Source organism: Robertmurraya phoenicis, from assembly GCF_047302285.1.
Classification (GTDB): domain Bacteria; phylum Bacillota; class Bacilli; order Bacillales; family Cytobacillaceae; genus Robertmurraya.
The window spans coordinates 3,272,703-3,289,319 of the sequence record NZ_CP154845.1; the positions used below are offsets into that span (position 1 = coordinate 3,272,703).

Here is a 16,617-nt window from a genome sequence, read left to right on the forward strand (position 1 = left end):
CTACCTAATCATCTCCTCATATAAAGCCTTCCCAATTTCCTGCATCATTTGTGAACAGTTTTTTCCTTTAGGAATTTGGTCAATGAGGATTGCTATGTAAGCAGTCTTCTCATTACAGCTTACAATGGCACAATCATGTTCAACACCGGGTAATTCACCCGTCTTACTACCAACATAGATTTTTTCTGCATCCATTAACGCAGGAATTTTGCCTTTAAATTGTTGCTGCTGAAGAATGGATTTGGCCGTTTGGCAACTTTCTTGTGATAAAAAACCATTTCCGTCGATCCATTTTAAACACCGAACTATGTCTGATGCGCTTGTTGTATTATCTCTTCCCCGCTCAAGTGCATTCAAGTCCATCATTTTTCTTTGAAAATTAGTGTTTATTAACTGAAGAGACTCTATGCAGTTCTTTATTGAATCCTTTCCTAATAAGTCTATTAGATGATTGGTTGCGGTGTTATCCGAAACGATTATCATTAATGTTACTAGGTCTTTAATCGTCCATGTTGAATGATCTAGTGCTTGTAAAACACCTGAACCTCCGACAATCATATCCTTTTTAAAAGAAATAGTAGCGGCTAAATCAAATACTCCTCTTTCATATTGCCGAAACACATCTATTAGTATTGGGATTTTGATAAGGCTTGCAGACGAATAGATTCTATTGGCATTATGCTCATAAGTCCAATCTCCGATTTCAACCAAACAGCTTATACGTCCAGAACAAAACTCTATTTGTTCTCTAATAACAGCTTCTAAATGCTCCATTTTTTCTCCTTTTGATTTATTTTTCAAATTATCATCTGATGCTTAGAAAGAAAATAGTATTGCTTGAATTATTCTCTTCAAGCAATACTATTTTCTTTCAATTATTCTCCGAATCTACCAATAACGGCTTGCTGCACATAACTCCTTTTCATAAATTTTCCCTGTTATCTCAATAATTTCAATCGTTTTTCCTGTCTTTGGTGAATGGATCATTTTTCCATCATCATAATATATACCAACATGATGGATACTCCCCTTTCCTTCTTCATAAGCGAAGAAGATGAGGTCACCTGGCTGTATTTCAGTTAACTCTACCGATTTTCCAGATTTAGCTTGGTCATGGGCATCTCTTGGTATTTGATAACCGTTCGCTTTACACAAGTTGTAGCTAAACCCTGAGCAATCATAACCGAAACTACTCATTCCTCCCCAAAGATATGGCAGATTTAGAAATTGCTCTCCTGCAGCTACAAGTTCATGACCGTTTCCTTTTTTCCTTTCAGCAAAGGAAGGAGCGATCTCAACGTCTTCCTTCTTTAATTGACACTTCCCGATTGGAGTTTGAACATAAATCCATTCATTATTTTCACGAATAACTGGTAATACTGTTTGATAGCTTAATAGTAATGATGGCTGATGGTCTTCTCCAAAAAGTATCGCTTTTTTACTCTTTACTACCGCTATAGAAGCCGGTTTACTATCCCAACTCTCTACCATCGTTATTTGAGCTTTGGGAATCCAGCCTGGATATCCTCTGACATCCTTTGATGAAGGCTGGTCTACTAAAATTACATGTGCCCAACCATCTATTTCATCTATTACTAAAACCTCTTCACCAAACAAACCTTGTGTCTGAACTCGGTTCTCATCGCATAAATGTAATAATTGTTCATAATTTAACCCCTGAAGCCAGCCTTCAATGTCCATAGGGTTTGATATTGCTTTCAAGTCAATATCTCGTGGCGAATCAAAAGAAGTCCAAACCGTCGCAACAGGTACATTAATAACCCATCTGCTACCCATGAATGATTCCTCCTTGTAAGCTTAATAACACATGCTACAAAATATTTTGTCGTCATATCCTCACTCTCTAACAGAATTCTGTTCGCATAGCTAACTCAGTCATGACAAGCATTGCTTGGTATGCTTCTAAAATGTTTTTTGCTTGAAAACGAACAGTTGTAGTTCCTGGTTCAATTTCTGTCCCTGGCATTAAGTTCGCCCATTCAGTTTGCCCATAATTAGCAAACTCAATCCTCAATAATGGATGATCTGGTGGAGTAAGAGGTTTCACTAACTCTTTATTTTGAATGGCGATTTTCGTCTTCTCTTGTAAAAGTTTTCCTGCTTTCGCAGGTGTAAGAGATTTGATAGACGATCTTGTAATCGATTCTTTTACGATGGCAGTAGTTACATGCGGAATGAGCTCTTTAGCTTCCTTAGCAGCTTGATCATCACCAGCAACCATTATTACTGGGACCCCATAGTACCCAGCAACATACGCATTAAACCCTAATTCACCTACTATCACATCATTTATGTAAAAGTTACGTACTCCGAATATCATCGAATGACTCATAACACCAGGTTGAGAAGCTCTAGCATGATAGCCTAAGAAAAAAGCTCCAGTAAAGCTATCATCTAGACCCTGAACCATCGAAAAAGGTTTCACTCCTCCATTGATAAGCTGCGTTTCAGGATGTAACTTTTCAATTAATAGATTGTTCATCTTTGAATGACTATCATTAACGATTACTTCTTTACAATCCTGTTCAAAAGCTGTGTTAATAACATGATTAGCTTCTTCAGTCATAATGAGACGAGAGCGCTCATAATTATGTTTGGTTGAGTCAACATGCGTGTAATCTACTAATCCGGTGATTCCCTCCATGTCAACAGACATATAAAGTTTCATCAAATACCCCCAGAGTCATATATTCGTTTTTTATTCAAAAAGATTTTCCATCTAACAAATAACTAATTGTTTCCCTTACATTTCCTTTACACTTTTGAAGTGCTGTTAGTGCTTCTTGATAAGTAGAATCTGTTTGACTCATAACGATAGCTGGTTTTACTTCGTAGTTTGTTTGATTTAATATTTCTTCTGCTTTTTCATAAGGTTGGTTTGTTATCTCCATTACAATACTTTTAGCTCTTTCTTTTAGCTTATAATTACTTGCATTCACGTCTACCATTAAATTTTGATAAACTTTCCCTAATTTCACCATTACTGATGTACTAATCATGTTTAGAATCATCTTATGAGCTGTAGCTGCTTTCATTCTTGTTGAACCAGTTAGGACTTCTGGTCCCACAACCACTTCAATGCCTTCATCTGTATAAAGATTTATTAGTGAGTTTTTATTGCTCGAAAGTCCAACTGTAAACGCACCAATTTTATTTGCAAATTTAATGCCACCAATAGGATATGGTGTTCTCCCACTAGCAGTTATTCCGATGACAACGTCATTTTTAGTAAGATGCTTTAATTTCAAGTCTATTTCTCCCTGTTGCTCATCATCTTCTGCATTCTCAACTGCCTGAAAAAATGCATCATTTCCTCCTGCCATAACGGTTTGCACTGTTTCTGGTTCCGTCAAAAATGTCGGTGGGCATTCTGAAGCGTCCATCATTCCAATTCTTCCGCTTGTTCCAGAGCCAATGTAAAATAATCTTCCTCCATTATTTAATGAGTCCACAATTTTCTCTACAATTTCTTTTACAGTCGGCAGCACCGTTTCAACAGCATAAGCAACCGTTTTATCTTCATTATTTATTGTTTGTAATATTTCCATCGTATCCATTTGGTCCATCTTCGTACTAGCAGGATTTCTTTTCTCTGTTGTCAGTATTGATAGTTCCATATATAAACTCCTTTGCTTAAAAATGCTTCTTAAGTACATCCTTAAACCGCATCCCTATTATTGAAGATTTATTTCATCCCAAGAAAGCCTGACATTCTTTTTAAATTTCTCATTGATAGTAATTCCAGATTCTTTTATTCCTAACAAATAGGCACCAACTACTGCTGGAATTTCAGGCTGAACGATTTTTAGATTTCTACAAACTAATTTTAGTTTTTTTATAAATAAATTCTTGAAAAATATATCTGAAAAAAGTCCTCCGTGTAATACAAGCACGTTTTGATTGTTTTCAAATGGTTTTTGATTAGCTGCTTCCACCAATTTCATCAACTCATTAACAGCATCCTCCAAAATTTCTAATGCAACCGTATCCTTATTTTTTGCAGCATCAAAAACATATTTAGATAATGTTGCTATTTTAGGTACAATATTTTCATCTGAATAGATTCTGATAAGCTCTGGTGCCTGCTGAAATTGAAAGTGATTTAATATTAAAGAAGTTAATTCCGTATCGGGTCCTCTATTGTCATAAGATTTCAGGACTGCTTTTAAAGCACTCTTCCCAATGTAAAATCCACTTCCTTCATCTCCGAGAAGAAAGCCCCATCCTCCAACTCTCGTGCTTTTTCCAGATACAGACGAAATCCCATAAACAATGGAGCCGGTACCAGCAATCAATAAAAGTCCCGATCCCCCCCAAGTTCCTGACGCTAGGGCCGCTTGTGCGTCGTTTTTTATGTTGATTTTCTGCTCATAGAAGGTATTTTTAAAAAGTTTTTTTATCATTTGTTTATCGATATCTCTATCAGCCCCAGCTAAACAAAGATGAATACTTTCAATTTGTTTTAACGTTGACAGAGAATCCTCTAATACCTTATTAATTAAATCCGTTAAGGTGATAAATACCTTTTGATGTGGAATCGTATGGATATTACTTGTTGTACCAATTGCCTTTGCTAAAATATTCCCCTGAGCGTCACCAATAACACAGATCGTTTTCGTTCCTCCACCGTCAATCGCAATCCATCTTTCAGTTGTGATATTTTTTAAATGCATGACCGTTCCCTCATTTTTTAGTATGCTTCAGCCATTTCAAGTGCTATCAAGTTGTGAATAATTCTTCTCATTCGACTAATATTCGTATCACGACCAAAATGGACACGATTTGTTAGAAGAATAATAGAATAATTGTTCTTCTTAGAAAACCAGATAGATGTTCCAGTAAAACCTGTATGACCAAAACCATCCTGCAAAAATTGACCTGAAAATGATGGAGTGTCATACAACTCCCACCCTAAACCTCTGTTGAGATTTAATTTATTTGTATAATTGTCCGTACTCAAAGCAATGGATTGGGGTGAAATAATCCTTTTCTTATGCATCACACCATCATTTAAAATCATCCTTGCATATAAAGAGAGGTCGCCTAGAGTGGAAAATAAGCCAGCATGCCCGCTTACTCCTCCAAAATGTAGCGTATTTTCGTCGTGCACTTCTCCCCATCGGTAGTCATGGAGAGATTCTAAAAATTCTGTTGCCGCAATACGTTTTTTTTCAAATGGAGGTGGATTAAAATATGTATCTTTCATTTCTATCGGTCCAAAAAGAGAATTTATTGTGTAAGTAACTAATGAAACCCCAGCTATTTTTTCAATAATTTTACCAAGCAGGATATAATTCAAATCACTATAAATAACTTCTTCTCCAGGTCTTTTCTTTTCCTGTATTTGTGCGATAGTATCAATCGTTTCATTATCACTAATGTTTTGGAGAAAAAATTTAATTTCTGGTTGAAAACCACTACTATGTGTTAATAAGTGCTTTACGGTGATATCTTGATGATTCATTTTAAATGGTGGGAGATAGTGAGAAATAGGATCATCTAACTCTAGTTCTCCTTCTTCTAATAATTGTAGAATAGAAGGCAGTGTAGCTGTTACTTTGGTTAGAGAGGCTAAATCGAACATTGTCTCTTCCGTCATCTTTATTTTTTGCTCAAAATGGGCATAACCAAAAGCTTGTTTATAAATGGTTTCTTCAGCCGTTGTAACACCAATTACCACACCAGGAACATGTTCTGCCGATACCATTTTTTCGATAAATTGTGAAACCTTTTGAAAGTTTGCTTTTACCATGACTATCCTTCCTCTTTTCAAATCGTGTTATTTAATAGCACCCTCTGTCATCCCCTTAACAATATGACGTTGGAAGACCGTATAAAAGATGATAACAGGGATAACAGCAATACATAATCCTGCAAATAGCACTCCCCAGGCGCTTTGATACTGAGCATTCGTCTTTAACAAATCCATCGCTACTCCCAATGTGTTTTTACTTTCTTGTTGTAAAAGAATCAATGCCATAAAATATTCATTCCAGAAAGAAACGGCATTTAAAATAGAGGCAGTTATAATTCCTGATTTCACTAATGGGGTAACAATTTTCAATAGAATGCCATACGGGCTCATTCCATCAATGGCGGCCGCTTCTTCTAACTCCTTAGGGACTGTCCCCATAAAGCTAATTAATATGAAAATGGTAAATGGAATATGTGAGACGGCGTAGATTAAAGACAAAGCCCATAAATTATCCAACATATTAAGCTTTAAAAGTAAGAAGAATAACGGAATCCACCCTAACACGGAAGGGATCATCATTGAAGCAAGGTAGGTGTTTAATAAAATTTCGTTTCCTTTAAATCGCAATCTCTCGAGTGCATAAGAGGTTGGAATGGCAAAAACTAAACATAAGAATGTACCTAAAATCGTTACAAACAAACTATTCATAAAGGCTGTCCCAATATTGTAATTCGTCCAAGCCGAAACAAAGTTTAAGAAATTGAACTTTTCAGGCAGAGCCCATGGTGAAGCAAATATTTCAGCATTTGTTTTAAACGCACCAATAAACATCCAGACAAGAGGGAATATTACGATAATGGACCAAATCAATAAGGGAATTCTTACTGCTAATCCAGATAAAGTTCTAAGTTTATTCAATATAACCCTCCTAATACTCGACTTTTTCTTTTTTCAAGACAAATTGTAAAACAAGAACGGTTAATAATGACAAAATAAGGATTAATACACCAATGGCTGCTCCGTAACCAAACTTAAAATCTTCAAATGCTCTTTGGTATAAATATGAACCTAATACTTCGGTCGCCATTCCTGGTCCACCACCGGTCATTACTTGTACAAGTACGAAAGAACCATTTAAGGAAGTAATAACAATATAGATAATGGAGGTCTTAATTTGTGGCCAAATTAAAGGAACAGTGATTTTCCAAAACTGTTGCCATTCGCTTGCACCATCGATCTCAGCTGCCTCAAACAATGTCTTTGGAATACTTGTAATTCCTCCAATTAACAAAAGCATGAATAATCCAATCCCAGCCCAAATCGCAGGAACTGCAATACTTGGCAAGGCAAACTGGAAATCTCCTAACCATGGTCTCGCCCAATCCTCTAAGCCAATGGCTTTGAGAAATCCATTCACTATGCCGATATTTGGATCATATATAAATTGCCACAAAATACCGATGACAACGACCGACATGATATTTGGGAAAAAGAAAACAATTCGGTAAAAAGGAGCTTCTTTTATGCGAAGTTGTGTTAGTGCTACGGCAAAAAATAGGGATAAGATCATAATGCCAATGACTTTTACAAAGACGAAAAAATAGTCATTAAAAATTGCTTTCGAAATAACCGCGTCGCTAAATAATCTTTTATAGTTATTGAGACCGATAAATTCTTTGACTGAACTAATACCAGACCAGTCAAAGAATGAATAATAAAGGCCACCTATCATAGGGTAGACTGTAAAAATACAGAATACGGTAAAAGTAGGAAGTAAGCAGAATGTCAAAAAGAGATATTTTTGTTTTTTTGACTGGACCACTCCCATCACCTCTTTCTTTTGCGGAGTAAGATTAAGAAAAATGAAGAGAGAGGCATTATTTTTTCACGCTCTCTCTTTTCTATGAATATCAGATACTATTAATTGCCTCTTAATTGCTTCGCTGTATTGGTCATTTTTTCTACAAACTCTTCTGCCGTAATTCTTCCCATGAGAATTTCAACAATTTGGAGCTTGATTTCATTGGTGATCTCAACTGAAATCTCTTGTTCATCCCCTTCAGGTGTCTTTCTATTATGAATTTGGATCTGTCCTGGATTATTAATCATTTCATTAATTCCTTTTAAGAATTCTGGAACATTATTGTTTGCTGATAAATCTACATTCTTTAAGTTCATAATCGCACCAGTTGACTCAGCAAACTTTTGTGCGTACTCTTCAGTAAAGATGAATTCAAGGAATGCTTTGGCAGCTTCTGGATTACCAGCCTCTTGCGCGATAGCCACTGGACGGATATCTGGAATAAGTGCCATTGGTTCACCCGAATCATTCATTGGTGTAGGAACAAATCCATATTCCAATCCTTCAGGAGTATCATTCTTCATTTCGTTTGGAAGCCAGAAACCAACTGGAATGTATGCATTTTTATGAAGTAGGAAGTTCATTTGGGCTTGTGTATGACTATAAGCTGCAAATCCAGAATCGACTAAATCTTCATCTACGATTGCTTGAACTTTTTTCATTACTTCTAGTACTTCTTCTCCTTCCCAAGCCTCAATTACACCATTAGATAAATCATTTAGTAATTCTTCACCACCAGCAGCTGCAAATGCAGGATATAATACTCCTCGTTGGAAGTATTGTGCATATTGCCCAGTCGTATTAAATGGTGCAATTCCAGCATCGGCTTTAATTTGTTTCATTGATTCAAGCCAGCTTTCAAAGTCAGTAGGTGCCACCCAGCCTTGATCTCCAAACCAAGCGCTATCATACCAAACCCCCCAGGTATCAAACACAAGCGGCAAACTATATATTTTTCCACCATCCAATTCGTCTGGAGGAGAAATAAAACTATCTAATAATGACGTTCCATCCTTCATCGTAATTCCTTTGGCCCATTCGCTAATATCCATTAGCTGACCATCCTTGATCATTTGCGTTTGGTTTGAACCATTTCCATCGATGTAAACAACATCAGGTGGATCATTGGAAATCCAACGAGTGTTCATCTCTTCATTAATATTAGGTCCAGAATGTTCAATGATTTCTACATCAGGATAGGCGTCTTTAAAGTCCTCAATCACTGTTTTCCACCATGTATCCCCATAACCACCTACAAAATACTGAATTTCTAATTCTCCTGAAATACCTGTAGTATCATCTTCATTCGCAGTCTCTGGTTCATCGGCTTCTGGTTCTTCCGATGTAGTGTCATTAGAACACGCTGCTAATGCAAAAAGGAGAAGGGCGGTAATCAACAGCAACCAGCTTCGTTTGTAAAACATACTCTTCAAATTGAACACCTCTTTTTTATATTTGATTAAATCCCTTCATCACTACAAGAATAGTAGATAGATAGTAATTCAGGGTTAATACCAATGAAAAGTAGATACTACTGCAAAGAAAGTCATTTAGAAAACCTTGATATAACTTCTCTCGTTTTATCTAAATATTTAACCGATTCATCAAAATATATGGATGCTAGTCCAGTGAATATAATGTCAACAATAGTGAGTTGTGAAATTCTAGAGGCTGTTGCGGCACTACGAATAAAGTTTTCTGTTGAAGATACAAAGAGGTTATGGTTTGAAAGTTTTTGAAGTGTGTTATTGGAATATTCCGTTAAAGAAATAACATCAATGTCATTTTCTTTAGCAATGTTTACCGTATTAATAATCTCTTTCGTTTCTCCCGAATACGAAATAGCAAATAGAACATCTTCTTCATTTAGATTCGTTACGGAGACTAACTGTGAATGACTGTCAACTAGGGCTTCACACCACTTATTAATGCGTTTTAATTTTTGTTCGAAATCAAGTGCAACAATCGCTGAAGCACCAACACCAATGATAGCTATTCTTCTAGCTCGATTGAGGTCTTGAATAACTTTTTTTATATCTTCTTCATCATTAACTGAAAGCGTATTTTTGATGGAATATATATTATTGGAAGCTATTTGTGAAATCGTTTCCGCAAGGCTTGAATTTCCCGAAATATCTTGATACTTATGTTCAATAGTACTCTTTTGTGGAAGAGCAGCTGCAATACTTAACTTTAAGTCACTGTACCCTTTAAAATGTAACGAACGACACATTCGAATGATTGTCGCTTCACTGGCATTCGCTTTTTTTGATAATTGTGCAATTGGCATATGCAATATATCTTTTGGGTTATCAAGAATATACTCAGAAACCTTTCTTTCAGATGGTTTTAAAATAGACATGCCTTGTCTGATGCGCTCTAGCCCGTTTTCCATTTATATCCCCTATCTCTTTATGTAGTATTACTTTACAAAAATGATAAAATATATGAAGTTTAATTACATTTTATAAAAATACGAGAATTACGTCAATGTTTTTTCGAAAATTTCAGAAATCTTACAACTTAGTAAAGAATGCTACAGCGAATGGGCAAAAAAGTGTCCTAGATACCATTGTCCTGTTAAACTAAATAACAGAAACTAATAAATAAGGAGTTTATTATTAACTATGTTCATTCTCATTCTACTGCTCGCCATGCTGATATATGGTGGGATTGTTTACTACATAGGCTGGGTGGGTTTTCGCTGGATTCGTCCAGAAACATCAAGCCGGCGTTTTAAAACTCTTTACATCCTCATCCTTGTATTTACGGCTAGTTCATTTATTGTCGGTCGTATGTCGGGGCTCACCTTTCTGAATGTTATTGGAGCTTACTGGATGGCATGCTTTTATATGCTCCTACTTTTAGTCCCTCTTGCTCATATTACGGTCGTTCTTTTACGCCTTACCTCACTACCAAGGCATAAGACGCAGAAATGGGCAGGGTTCGTCACCCTAGGTTTACTCGTATCGTTTATGACATATGGCGTTTATAACGCATACAGCCCTGTCGTTCGAAAACTTGATATTACGATTGAAAAAGGTACTTCATCACTAAATAGCTTGAATATTGTCATGATAGCAGATACACACTTTGGCTTGCTGTCAGGAAAGGATCATGCGGAGCGATTAGTAAAAGAAGTTAACGCCATTAGCCCAGATCTAATTCTTATCCCAGGAGATCTCTTTGATGATGATGTTCAACCATTCCTCGATCAAAAGATCGACTTGATATTATCCGATCTTCAAGCTCCCTATGGAATCTATGCCTCCCTTGGTAATCACGATAAACACGATGGGACGATGCAAGAACTAATCGATGCTTTGGAGCGTAGTGGCATCCAAGTTCTTTATGATGAAACCTTGAATGTCCAAGATCAATTCACTCTCATCGGACGTAAAGACAAAATAGATCCGGATAGACTGCCTTTAAATGCACTCATGCATGGTGTTGACCTTACTAAACCAACCATATTAATGGATCATCAGCCTTATGAACTTGACATTGCCGAGCAGGAAGACATTGATTTAATGGTGTCTGGTCATACACATGGAGGTCAGGTCTTCCCTGGTAATCTAATCACCAATGCGATGTATGAAAATGATTGGGGACATTTGCAAAAAGAACAAATGCACTCCGTTGTAACATCTGGTTTTGGTTTTTGGGGTCCTCCCATCCGAATTGGTACAAGGTCTGAAATCGTTACGATTCAAGTCGAGTTTGAGTAACTTCTATAGACCGTAACTATTTTTTTATAGTTGATGACGATTTTTTACTAATTATGATTTCAAGAGATGGGGCTTATTCCTCTCCCATCTCTTTATTATGTGCAATTGTTCACTCCCTTCAGAATATTGTTCTATATGACGATACTAGCGTTTTATCAATTCAAGTGTGTATCCTTCAACTTTCGTATCAACCATTCATCTGCCATTCTTAAAAGTTCTGCTGTTGATTATAATGAGCCCTACCACAACCTATATTAATCCAGACACATTTTCGACACAATTCTCCACCAGTAGGAAATTGACAAATGACACCGTGTCATATATGATAAACAAAAACAAATGACATCATGTCACATCAGCTGACCTTGGAGGAAAAACATTGCCAAAACAAACGTTTTTTAATCTTTCTGAGCATAAAATTCGAACGTTAATTGAAGCAGCTGAAAAGGAATTTACGAGAGTGCCTCTGTTCGAAGCTTCTATAGCAAATATTATAAAAATGGCGGGAATTCCAAGGGGGAGCTTCTATCAATACTTTGAAGACAAAGAAGATCTTTATTTTTATTTGTTAGATGAAAAACTAAAAGAAAGTAAAAATCTTTTTCTTACCTTATTAACGAAACATAATGGCGATCCCATTCGTACTATGGAGGAATTGTACCACCATTTTTTACTCATTTTACCGGATGAGGAGGAACGAAGCTTTCTCAAAAACGCCTTATTATATACGACAAACAAAGTAGAAAATTCATTTACAAACATGATCGATGCTACTCATGGCAATAAGCATATCAAGGAATTCATAGAATTAATCGATAAAGAACAATTAAACATTAAAGACGAGAATGATCTACTACATATCTTCAAAATCATCATGGCAATCGCCTTTCATAATTTCATCGAGAAAATAGTAAAGGGTTTAACCGATGATGAAGCGATGAAAAACTTCAAAATTTGTATGAATTTAATCAAACACGGAATTTACAAATAAAAAAATTAAGGAGAATGCGAAGTGACGATAACCATATATGGATTAGATTGTAAATCTACAAGGAAGGCTAGACAATGGATGAACAAGAATGAAATTGCCTATTGTGAGCGAAACATTATAAAAGACCCGCTTACGATAAGTGAACTTCAAGAAATTCTCCGAATGACAATAGATGGAACAGAAGATATTATTGCCACTAGATCCAAAGTTTATAGCGAGATGAATTTAGATTTAGATGAACTTTCCTTACTAGAGCTACTTGAAATCATCCAGAAGCAACCACGATTGCTAAAAAGCCCCATTATCAAGGATGAGAAAAAACTACTAGTTGGTTATAATGAGGAGTATATTCGCCAGTTTCTCCCACGAAAAACACGCAAAGTTGAATGGCTACAATGGCAGATGAAAAATAACTTCTTATTAGAAAATTAACGATGAATCTGACTTATTCTAGTTAAACTTATTTCATGAATATGTATCCATCCTAGCCATTCCTATAAAAGCAATCATTTCAGAGTCCATTTGCTGTAATGATTGCTTTTACCTTATAAGCAGCTCATCTGCTTCCATATCTATTAAGAATAGTAACCAAAGGTACAATCATTTCAGCAACGGAGCCTGGAAAATCATGTTGGTGTACGATATCGACGGTTTATTATTGCAATCGATTTCAGAAAAGAATATTATGACTTTATTGAACAAATGTACAATAATTTAATAAGGGGAGTTGTTGTACATTTTAATACATTCAAGGGGGATTTTGTTATGCGATTAAAAGATAAAGTAGCGATTGTCACAGGTGCAGCTTCAGGTATGGGGAAGGCAATTGCCGAACTTTATGCCAAAGAAGGAGCAAAAGTCATAGTTTCTGACTATAACTATGAGGGTGCTCAAGTAGTAGCGGAGGCGATTACCAGCAACGGCTGAGTTGCCATTGCTAACCGTACAAACGTTGCTGAATTAGCAGACTTAGAAAACTTATTTGCTGATACGAAAGAAGCATTTGGAAAGCTCGACATTTTAGTGAACAACGCAGGCATTATGGATGGAATGGAACCTGTCGGAGAGATTACGGATGAAAAATGGGACCGCGTTTTTGCCGTTAATACTACTGGTGTTATGCGTGCAATGCGTATTGCGACGAATATCTTTTTAGAACAAGGGCACGGCGTTATCGTCAATAACATTTCAGTTGGTGGTCTACGTGGCGCTCGTGCAGGTGCCGCCTATACGGCATCTAAACACGCTGTAACGGGATTAACTAAAAACACTGCTTACATGTATGCCCAATCAGGTATCCGCTGTAACGGGATCGCCCCTGGTGGTGTCGAAACAAACATCGCTTCAACAATGACTAATATTTCCGAATTTGGAATGGGTCGCCAAATGACTGGAAGTGGGACGATGCCACGTGTCGGTCAACCAATGGAGATTGCTCAATTGGCTCTTTTCTTAGGTTCCGATGAATCAAGCTTCATAAATGGACAAGTCATTGCTGCAGATGCTGGCTGGACGGCGTACTAATAATTGAAAATGATGAACTCCCCCTGAAAAATATTTCAGGGGGCTTTTATTGTATTATTTTTATAAATATAAGATGCTTATTAGTAAGAAAGTTAATAATGGAGAGATGAAGATGAAATTTGGAATTATTGGATTGGGTGATATTGCGAAGAAAGCCTATCTACCTGTACTTTCAGAAAAAGAAGAGATTGAACTAGTGCTTTGTACAAGAAATGCTGAAACGTTAAATAGTTTGTCAAAAAAATACAGGATTCAAGAAAAGGTTCAGTCTGTTGAGGAACTAATAGCAATAGGTATCAACGCAGCGATTGTGAGCACTGCCACCGAAGCCCATTTTGAAATAGCGGAAACATTATTAAGAAATGGGATTCACACATACATAGACAAACCAATATCAATGAACTTTCATGAAACTGAAAAAATTGTCCAGCTTGCTAAAGAGAATAATAAGATCGCGATGGTAGGTTTTAATCGAAGATTTATCCCGAAAGTCAAGGAACTGAAAGAAAAAGGAAAAGCAAACTTAATTATCATGCAGAAAAACAGATTTTCAGCTCCTGATTTTGTACGAAGATTTGTGGTTGAGGACTTTATTCATGTTATTGATACACTGAGATTTTTGATGGACACTCCCGTCGAGGAAGTCAAGGTTGATTATCTTAAAAATGGTGAATTGCTTGACCATATTGTCATCACACTTGTTGGAGAAGGCTGTACCGCTATCGGAATCATGAACAGAAATAGCGGTGTCACAGAAGAAATCATTGAATACATGACTGGAAATGATAAATTCGTCGTAAACAGTCTTGTTGAAACAACTCACTATCATAATAAAGAAATAAACATTTCAAAATTCGGTGATTGGGAACCCACCCTTTATAAACGAGGCTTTTATCAATTATTAGATCATTTTATCGATTGCGTTCAAAATAATTACACTCCTGAACCATCCATTGATGATTCACTGATTACCCATGAGATTTGCGAGAGAATTGTGGAGTATATTGAATCAGCTGCTTAAATGAACGATAAGCCAGCTCATACAAAAAGAAAAATCAAAAACATATTAAAGGAAACTCTTCTAATTGATAAAAAGTTGGACTGTTGGTGATTGATCATAAAATTATGTATTCTATCTATTTCCATTACTTTCCTTTAATCGTTCTATTTACCCCCATTAGTCGTTGTAGTACAACAAAAAGAAAGTTGCTTTTCAAAAATAAGGCAACTTTCTTTCTATCTATCTTATCTCAATGATATTTAATTCCGAATTAAGTAATCAAATGCGCCTAATGCGGCGGTTGCACCTGAACCCATCGAAATAATAATTTGTTTATATGCACTATCTGTACAGTCTCCTGCAGCAAATACACCAGGAATACTTGATGAGCCGTGCTTATCGACGACAATTTCACCCATACGTGTGCGTTCAATTGTGCCATCTAACCACTCTGTATTCGGAACTAGACCGATTTGGACGAAGACACCCTCAAGTTCAACATGATGAATTTCTCCTGTCTCCCGATCTTTATATGAAATTCCGTTTACTTTATCCGTTCCCGTAATTTCAGTCGTTTGAGCATTTTTGATGACCGTTGCATTTGCTAAACTATTTAATCGTTCTTGAAGGACGGAGTCCGCTTTAAGTTCTGGAGCAAATTCAATGACGGTGACATGCTTCACAATGCCCGCTAAATCAATCGCAGCTTCGATGCCAGAATTGCCACCGCCAATTACGGCTACATGTTTCCCTTCAAATAACGGACCGTCACAGTGTGGGCAATAGGCGACACCTTTATTTTTGAACTCCAGTTCTCCTGGCACGCCGACATTACGCCAGCGGGCACCTGTTGAAAGGATGACCGTTTTACTTTTTAAGACGGCACCATTTTCAAGTTCAACCTCAATCAGATCCTTTTTCTCCAAACGCTTCGCACGTTGAAGGTTCATAATATCAATGTTTTCATGTGTTTTTACATGCTCTTCGAGACTTGCCGCAAGCTTAGGGCCTTCGGTGTACTTCACACTTATAAAATTTTCGATTCCAAGGGTATCCAAAATCTGACCACCGAAACGTTCAGCTACGATACCAGTACGAATTCCTTTACGTGCGGCATACACAGCGGCACTTGCACCTGCTGGTCCACCACCAACGACTAGAACATCATATGGTTCTTTGTCGGAAAGCTCAGAAGCATCAGGACCACTGCCCATTTTCGCTAAGATTTCCTCAAGGGACATACGACCACTTCCGAATGATTCTCCATTAAGGAAAACAGTAGGAACGGCCATAATCTCTTTACGGTCCACTTCGTCTTTAAAAGCGGCTCCATCAATCATCGAATGGGAGATGCCAGGATTTAAAACGGCCATCACATTCAGTGCCTGAACGACATCAGGACAGTTATGGCAGCTTAAGCTAATATAAGACTCAAAGTGATAACTTCCTTTAATGTTCTTCACTTGATCGATGATTTTCGGATCCACTTTAGGAGCTCGTCCGCTTACTTGAAGGAGAGCAAGCACTAAAGAGGTAAATTCATGACCAAGAGGAACACCAGCAAAAACAATGCCAGAATCTTCACCGATTCGATTCACACTAAAGCTAGGGGTTCTTTCTAATGTTGTTTTCTCCACTTTAATATGGGAAGACATCGTCGCTAATTCATCGACTAAAGCGAGCATATCACGGGAAACTTGATCATCTCCAGCACTCACTTTAAGAAGAATATCTCCCTCCATCATCTGAAGATATTGGGCTAATTGTGCTTTTATATCTGCATCTAATAACATCGAT

Annotated in this window: 15 protein-coding genes and 1 pseudogene; 5 read left to right on the top strand and 11 right to left on the bottom strand. The window is 36.9% G+C overall.

Features of this window, described 5'->3' with window-relative positions; translation table 11 throughout:
• The 10 genes from AA0X71_RS16305 to AA0X71_RS16350 all read right to left on the bottom strand — a co-directional run bounded on the left by AA0X71_RS16305 (position 1) and on the right by AA0X71_RS16350 (position 9,972).
• Positions 1–774 carry a serine hydrolase gene (locus tag AA0X71_RS16305; protein ID WP_413356367.1) on the bottom strand — a complete coding sequence of 258 codons (774 nt, stop codon included), beginning with the start codon at positions 772–774 and terminating at the stop codon, positions 1–3.
• Positions 775–888: 114 nt separating this feature from the next.
• The gene (locus AA0X71_RS16310) at positions 889–1,797 is read right to left on the bottom strand and encodes an NlpC/P60 family protein (RefSeq protein WP_413356368.1); all 909 of its coding nucleotides are present in this window, start codon (positions 1,795–1,797) and stop codon (positions 889–891) included.
• 67 nt (positions 1,798–1,864) lie between these two features.
• Positions 1,865–2,689: a M55 family metallopeptidase gene (locus AA0X71_RS16315; RefSeq protein ID WP_413356369.1), complete on the bottom strand. Its 825-nt coding sequence runs from the start codon at positions 2,687–2,689 to the stop codon at positions 1,865–1,867.
• A gap of 34 nt (positions 2,690–2,723) precedes the next feature.
• Positions 2,724–3,677: an N-acetylmuramic acid 6-phosphate etherase gene (murQ, locus tag AA0X71_RS16320; protein WP_413356370.1), complete on the bottom strand. Its 954-nt coding sequence runs from the start codon at positions 3,675–3,677 to the stop codon at positions 2,724–2,726.
• An 18-nt stretch (positions 3,678–3,695) separates the two neighbouring features.
• Positions 3,696–4,694, bottom strand: a complete 999-nt coding sequence (locus AA0X71_RS16325; protein WP_413356371.1) for an N-acetylglucosamine kinase — start codon at positions 4,692–4,694, stop codon at positions 3,696–3,698.
• A gap of 17 nt (positions 4,695–4,711) precedes the next feature.
• Positions 4,712–5,773 (bottom strand): serine hydrolase domain-containing protein, encoded by a 1,062-nt coding sequence (locus AA0X71_RS16330; protein WP_413356373.1) that lies wholly within the window; start codon positions 5,771–5,773, stop codon positions 4,712–4,714.
• 27 nt (positions 5,774–5,800) lie between these two features.
• Positions 5,801–6,634: a carbohydrate ABC transporter permease gene (locus AA0X71_RS16335; protein ID WP_413356374.1), complete on the bottom strand. Its 834-nt coding sequence runs from the start codon at positions 6,632–6,634 to the stop codon at positions 5,801–5,803.
• A 10-nt stretch (positions 6,635–6,644) separates the two neighbouring features.
• Positions 6,645–7,538, bottom strand: coding sequence for a carbohydrate ABC transporter permease (locus AA0X71_RS16340; RefSeq protein ID WP_413356375.1), 894 nt, complete (start codon positions 7,536–7,538; stop codon positions 6,645–6,647).
• A gap of 98 nt (positions 7,539–7,636) precedes the next feature.
• Positions 7,637–9,001, bottom strand: a complete 1,365-nt coding sequence (locus tag AA0X71_RS16345; protein ID WP_413362639.1) for an ABC transporter substrate-binding protein — start codon at positions 8,999–9,001, stop codon at positions 7,637–7,639.
• 122 nt (positions 9,002–9,123) lie between these two features.
• On the bottom strand, positions 9,124–9,972 hold the full coding sequence (locus tag AA0X71_RS16350) for a MurR/RpiR family transcriptional regulator (RefSeq protein WP_413356376.1): 849 nt from the start codon (positions 9,970–9,972) through the stop codon (positions 9,124–9,126).
• Between the two features lie 232 nt (positions 9,973–10,204).
• Between AA0X71_RS16350 and AA0X71_RS16355 the strand changes: the two genes are divergently transcribed.
• The 5 genes and pseudogenes from AA0X71_RS16355 (at position 10,205) to AA0X71_RS16375 (ending at position 14,841) form a co-directional block, all read left to right on the top strand.
• Positions 10,205–11,305 (top strand): metallophosphoesterase, encoded by a 1,101-nt coding sequence (locus tag AA0X71_RS16355; protein ID WP_413356377.1) that lies wholly within the window; start codon positions 10,205–10,207, stop codon positions 11,303–11,305.
• A 379-nt stretch (positions 11,306–11,684) separates the two neighbouring features.
• Entirely contained in the window at positions 11,685–12,296 is a 612-nt protein-coding gene (locus AA0X71_RS16360; RefSeq protein WP_413356378.1) for a TetR/AcrR family transcriptional regulator, read from the top strand.
• A 21-nt stretch (positions 12,297–12,317) separates the two neighbouring features.
• A complete protein-coding gene (spx, locus tag AA0X71_RS16365; protein ID WP_413356379.1) occupies positions 12,318–12,728 on the top strand; it encodes a transcriptional regulator Spx in 411 nt (136 codons plus the stop codon).
• A 333-nt stretch (positions 12,729–13,061) separates the two neighbouring features.
• Positions 13,062–13,820, top strand: a pseudogene (locus AA0X71_RS16370) (SDR family oxidoreductase).
• Positions 13,821–13,932: 112 nt separating this feature from the next.
• Entirely contained in the window at positions 13,933–14,841 is a 909-nt protein-coding gene (locus AA0X71_RS16375; protein ID WP_413356380.1) for a Gfo/Idh/MocA family protein, read from the top strand.
• Between the two features lie 239 nt (positions 14,842–15,080).
• Here AA0X71_RS16375 and ahpF read toward each other — a convergent pair whose 3' ends face one another.
• Positions 15,081–16,613, bottom strand: a complete 1,533-nt coding sequence (gene ahpF / locus AA0X71_RS16380) for an alkyl hydroperoxide reductase subunit F (protein ID WP_413356381.1) — start codon at positions 16,611–16,613, stop codon at positions 15,081–15,083.
• Positions 16,614–16,617: the final 4 nt, after the last annotated feature.